Raw genomic sequence first — 5,453 nt, forward strand, 5'->3', positions numbered from 1 at the left:
ATCTTGACCGAAGCGAGGGGCTGCTTCTTCACATACTCGCGGATGACCGTGTCCTGTTCAGGCTGGATGACAACGTCCTGAGCGGCAACGGCGCCCACTCCGGCCAACAGCAACAGCGCCGCTGCGGCGCCCGTTAGGTGCATTTTCATACTGTTTCTCCTTGCGAGTCAGCATGACAACATCGTCCAACGCTGACGGCAACTGAACTTGAGCCAACTGAAAATGTTCCTCAGATTGGGCTTCGGTCGGATGCTGTCTGCGACTTAAGTCTGGCCCGAGAGCGCATTGGTCTTACCGACGGGAACGGCTCTCTGTTCACGGCTGTTTGTCTCCCGGAATTCGGAGAAACAGATGGACAAAAGTGTTGGCCAAGCGCGCTGGTTGCTCGCACCGATTTTCGCGACAGCCGTTACCTTTCTGGTGATGGGAATAGTCCTTGGCTGACATGTCGTCGATCGGCGCAGCAACGTCCCTTCCTGCGCCGAGAGGGTTCGCAAGCCGCTTCGGCGCCTGGCGAACCCTCTATCTTCACCATACGCCGGCCTGCTCGTCGCTATCGTCCAGCAGTTGCTCGTCCAGTTTGCCGCTCGGCTATCGGGCCGTGTGTATCGATCGAGCCGGCGGCGAAGACAAGACACGTTGATCCGTAGGCTGCTCGCTGAAGTAAAGCGAACTGCCGAGAATGAGGAACACGATGCCCACCGCCGTCAATCCAACCATGAGCACGGCAATCGCCGTTCCTGGGCCATAGCCTGTCTTGATGATGGTGGATCGGTGGGACATCGCGGCGTTCTCCAGACACCCGGCGGTGCCGAGTTCTGCGACAAACGACAAGCGAGGCCCGATGTTCCCTCGTTGGAAGCCTCAATCGGTCACTTTGGGCTTTTGCTTTTTCCTGTAGGACCAAGGTCTTATCTGCCGAGCGCAAAGGTCCAAGGGGCCTTGTTCAGTTCCGATAATGTCCCTTGGATGTTCCGTTACTTTAGGTAAACCTGATATATTGCCTGGGCGGAAACTTAGCTGGCCAAGCAAAATCGCCCGCGAACCGGGCATGGAAAATGTGGCTTTGGCAAGTTCAACAACAGGCAGTCATGTCTCGGGCGACGAATAGCTCACGTCTCGTCGAATCCGCCCTCTCGGGTCTGATCGTGCGTGATTGCGGCTTCTTCCTCATCATCGGGGAGGGCGTCGTCGCTGTCCTGGTACGCGTTATCGTCGTCCTCGTCCGGCAGATCGCCGTCTTTTTCGACGCCGTAACGCATGTCGCCGTTTTCCGGCACGGACTCTGGCAGGATCTCGCCGCCCTTGATTGCATCCCAATCCTGCTGCTCGATGGTCGGCCCATCCGCCCGCGGTGCGTCATCTTCGATGTCGGCGCTTGGTTTGTTGCGAGGTGCCATGCTGGCCTCCAATCGTTGAAGAACTGGAGGCGAAACTCGGCGTGCCGGCGTTTGTTCCGGACCCGAAGTGCAAAGATCGGGCGTGCTCCTGGATTGTCGACGGCTGGCGTGTCAGCCCAGCCCCGCCAGCACCGCGGCCGCGGCCCGCACAGTTGCCAAGTTGCCGCGCAAATGGAGAACTTGCGGCGACTGACCCCTTACTTGCGAAGTTGCTAAAATAATGAAATGTTGTCCGCGGGAAATGAAATGAGGCAGGGACTGGTTGGAACCGGCGCGGTTTCGACGGTTTTGGAAACCATGTATTTTGGACAGTTTCTGGTAGGAATGTCAGCCACGGCCGTCATCGTCGCGGTCTGGACCTATATGACCACCGGCTCCTTCTGGGAGGCATTTGCCTGGACGATAGCGACGCTGCTTGTCCTGCAGGTCGGCTACTTCGTGCTCGTCGTGAGGCTGATCTTCAGGCGCGCACATGACATCGTGCCGAGCCAGGATCCGGTAGACGCCTTTCCGCCATTGCATCGCGACGGTGTCCAGCTTTGAGACCGGGTGACCGGGACCGATCAGGAATGGCGTTTCCATACCAGGCCGTCCACTCGAGCGCGTTCGCCCGGGCAAACTCGGGGAACGTCGCCACCAGCGCGATCACGACCGACGGCAAGGTGTTTGGTCGCTGAGACGGCGCCTTCTGAGCATATCCCTGCTGGAGATTTCGGCCCAGCGTTATCATGGGAACAGGACGCATGCGCGACCGCTCCGCATTGTGCTCAGGCCGACAGGTTGGGAACAAGTGCTGATGCTTCGCGTTCTCTGGCAGTGTCGATGAGGTTGCCGCCTCCATCGGTACTGTTATGGCTCGCTCTGCTCCCGGCGGGGCGAGCCCTTTTCGTGCCGGAGCCTTTCAAATCGTCCAGACGAAGAGGCGGATGCGCGGCCGATTTGGCGCACTGGTGCTCAGATTGAATTTTCTTCCTCTAAATATCCGTACCTATCTGTGCAAGTTCTCAAACTCTTGAACGCTGTCTGCCGAATGTTTGATCAGCAACCAATCAATATCCAGGCTGCAATCGTAATATCTTCAATTCTGAAGTTACGATGGAACCGCATGGCAGCGGTGGAGTTTTTATGGAGGGCGGAATTCAGTTATCACTAGGAGATGGCCATGAGACTTTATCTTACGAGCGCGGCGACCGCCGTCGTCCTGATGGGCGGGATTGGTGCGGCGCTGGCGGAAAACGTCGTCGTCGTCCAGCCGGAGCAGGAGACAGTCGTTCGCGAATACATCAAGAGAGAACCGCTTGCCTCGGTGAACCTTCTGGGCGTCGAGCTCAAGCTCGGCTCGTCGGTGCCGGATACGGTCGAACTGCGTGAGGTGCCCGACGTCAAATACCGCGCCGCGGTGATCAACGACCAGACGGTCCTCGTCGATCCGGAGACCCGCCAGATTGTTGAAGTGCTGCACTAGGGACCCGCAGTACTGGACCTTGGGAAAAACCCGCCCCGAACGTCGCGTCGGGGCGGGTTTCCTTTGCCGCGACCCGCGATGGCCTATTCGGCGGCCAGTCTATCCTGCGTCTTGGTCTCGAAATCGCTGGCGTCGTGGCGTTCATGCAGTTGCATGGCAGGCTCACCGAAAGCTCGGTTGACCATGCGGCCGCGCTTGACCGCCGGGCGGGCGTCGATGGCCTTCGCCCAACGCTGCACATGCTTGTACTCGTGCACCGACAGGAACTCGCCGGAATCATTGTACATGCGGCCGAGTGCCAGCCCGCCATACCAGGGCCACACCGCCATGTCGGCGATGGAATAGTCCTTGCCGCCGAGATATTCAGTCTCGGCCAACCGGCGGTCGAGCACGTCCATCTGACGCTTCACCTCCATCGAGAAGCGATCGATGGCATATTCGAACTTTTCCGGCGCATAGGCATAAAAGTGGCCGAAGCCGCCGCCCAGATACGGCGCCGAGCCCATCTGCCAGAACAGCCAGGACAGCACCTCGGCGCGGGCCGGCTGTTCGGTCGGAAGGAATTCGCCGAACTTTTCGGCGAGATAGACCAGGATCGAGCCGGATTCGAAGATGCGCACCGGTGTGGTGCCACTGTGGTCCATCAGGGCCGGAATCTTGGAGTTTGGATTGACCTCGACGAAGCCGCTGCCGAACTGGTCGCCATCGTTGATCCGGATCAGCCAGGCATCGTATTCGGCACCCTTGTGGCCGCGCGCCAGAAGCTCTTCCAGCATGACGGTGACCTTGACGCCGTTCGGCGTCGCCAGCGAATAGAGCTGCAACGGATGCTTGCCGACAGGCAGTTCCTTGTCATGCGTCGGCCCGGCGATCGGCCGGTTGATGCTGGCAAAGGCTCCGCCGCTCGGCTTGTTCCAGGTCCATACTTTCGGCGGTGTGTAGTCGGTCATTTCGTGGCCTCGTGTCGGGGAAGGATGGCAGGTCGCCATAAACTAGGGCTGCGGATGTGTAAGTTCAACTTGCGTTGAACTATTATCGATGCCCGCAGTGCCAACATCGGCAATTGGGCTCTTCCTTACCCTTGCGCCTTCTCCTGCGTGGCATACGTATAGAAGATGTCGCCAAAGCCCACCCAGGACAAAAGCATGACCATCAATCCTAATCCGCGCTCGGTCGTTGCCGTGCGGGCCACTGTTCCCGAAGATGCCTTTACGGCCGGGGCGCTCGGCACGCTCAGGGAAGGCAGCGGCGTCGTCATTCGCAATGACGGGCTGGTGCTGACCATCGGCTATCTCATCACCGAAGCGGAAGAGGTCTGGCTGACCAGCCATGACGGCCGCGTCATCCCCGCGCACGCGCTGGCCTATGACCAGGAATCGGGCTTCGGCCTGGTGCAGGCGCTGGCGCCGCTCGGCCTGCCGGCGGTGGCGCTGGGCGATGCCGGCAAGGCCAGGATCGGCGACGCCGTGGTGCTGGCCGACGGCATCGGCCAGTCGGTGCAGGCCAGGATCGTCACCAAGCAGGAATTCGCTGGCTATTGGGAGTATCTGCTCGACGAGGCGATCTTCATTGCGCCGGCGCACCCGTCCTGGGGCGGTGCCGGGCTGTTCGGCGCCGATGGCTCGCTGCTCGGCATCGGTTCGCTGCGCCTGCAGATGAGCCGCAATGGCGAGGTCGCCGATATCAACATGGTGGTGCCGATCGATCTGTTGCCGCCCATACTCGACGATCTCCTGACGCGCGGCCAGGTGGCCAAGCCGCCGCGTCCATGGCTCGGCGCCCTGTCGGCCGAAAGCGATGGCAGAGTGGTGGTGATGAGCGTGACCGAAGGCGGTCCGGCGGCCAAGGCTGGCCTGCGCCAGGGCGACATCATCTCGGACATCCGCGACGGCGCGGTCGATGGACTCGCCGATTTCTATCGCAAGCTGTGGGAGAGCGGCTCGGCCGGTGCCGAGATTCCGATGCGGGTGCTGCGCGACGGCCGCGAAACCTGGCTGCGCGTCAAGTCCGCCGACCGCGGCAGTTTTCTGAAGAAGCCGCAGCTGCAATAGCGCGTCAGCCACACGATGCATCCAAGACTGCTCAAAACCTTCCTTGCGGTGGCGCGGAGCCGCAACATCACACGCGCCGCAGAAGTGGTCCACCTCGCGCAATCGAGCGTCAGCGCCCAGATCCTGGCGCTCGAGGCCGAGCTTGGCGCTGCCCTGTTCACGCGCGCGAAGTCCGGTCTCGAGCTGACGCCGGCAGGCCTAGCGCTGAAGCCGATCGCCGAGGATTTGTTGCGGCTCGACGGCGAGGCGCGCGCGGCCGTGCAGGCAGCGGCAGGTTCGACAAGCGGGCACCTGACCATCGGCGCGCTGGAGACGATCGCGTCGGCCAGGCTGGCGCCTTGGCTGCCCGGGTTCCAGGCCGGCCATTCCGACATCACCGTGCGGATGAAGGTGGCGGGCAGCGGCGCGCTGCTGCGCCAATTGGAGGATGGCGACATCGATGTCGCGTTCTGCTTCGACCGCCGTGATTTCGCGAAGGGCGCGTCGGATAAACACTTCGCCAGGCGCACGATAGCAGCCGAACCGCTGGTGCTGGTC

The 5,453-nt window shown here is 61.3% G+C and carries 6 protein-coding genes; 4 read left to right on the top strand and 2 right to left on the bottom strand.

The window, feature by feature from the left end:
* Window positions 1-1,112: 1,112 nt before the first annotated feature.
* Entirely contained in the window at window positions 1,113-1,400 is a 288-nt protein-coding gene (locus tag EN932_RS27990) for a hypothetical protein (RefSeq protein WP_063173741.1), read from the bottom strand.
* A gap of 246 nt (window positions 1,401-1,646) precedes the next feature.
* On the opposite strand from EN932_RS27990, the gene EN932_RS27995 reads away from it, so the two are divergent.
* Both EN932_RS27995 and EN932_RS28000 read left to right on the top strand, forming a co-directional pair.
* On the top strand, window positions 1,647-1,943 hold the full coding sequence (locus EN932_RS27995) for an exopolysaccharide production repressor protein (protein WP_245460934.1): 297 nt from the start codon (window positions 1,647-1,649) through the stop codon (window positions 1,941-1,943).
* Window positions 1,944-2,562: 619 nt separating this feature from the next.
* Window positions 2,563-2,865, top strand: coding sequence for a DUF1236 domain-containing protein (locus tag EN932_RS28000; protein WP_128369228.1), 303 nt, complete (start codon window positions 2,563-2,565; stop codon window positions 2,863-2,865).
* Window positions 2,866-2,948: 83 nt separating this feature from the next.
* Here the strand turns inward: EN932_RS28000 and yghU are convergent, their stop codons facing one another.
* Entirely contained in the window at window positions 2,949-3,815 is an 867-nt protein-coding gene (gene yghU, locus EN932_RS28005; protein ID WP_013530630.1) for a glutathione-dependent disulfide-bond oxidoreductase, read from the bottom strand.
* A gap of 195 nt (window positions 3,816-4,010) precedes the next feature.
* On the opposite strand from yghU, the gene EN932_RS28010 reads away from it, so the two are divergent.
* Window positions 4,011-4,916, top strand: a complete 906-nt coding sequence (locus tag EN932_RS28010; protein WP_013530631.1) for a S1C family serine protease — start codon at window positions 4,011-4,013, stop codon at window positions 4,914-4,916.
* Window positions 4,917-4,931: 15 nt separating this feature from the next.
* Window positions 4,932-5,453: LysR family transcriptional regulator (locus tag EN932_RS28015; protein WP_164890649.1), on the top strand; the 522-nt coding region annotated here is incomplete at its 3' end.

This window comes from Mesorhizobium sp. M7A.F.Ca.US.002.01.1.1 (genome assembly GCF_004022955.1).
GTDB classification, from domain to species: domain Bacteria; phylum Pseudomonadota; class Alphaproteobacteria; order Rhizobiales; family Rhizobiaceae; genus Mesorhizobium; species Mesorhizobium ciceri.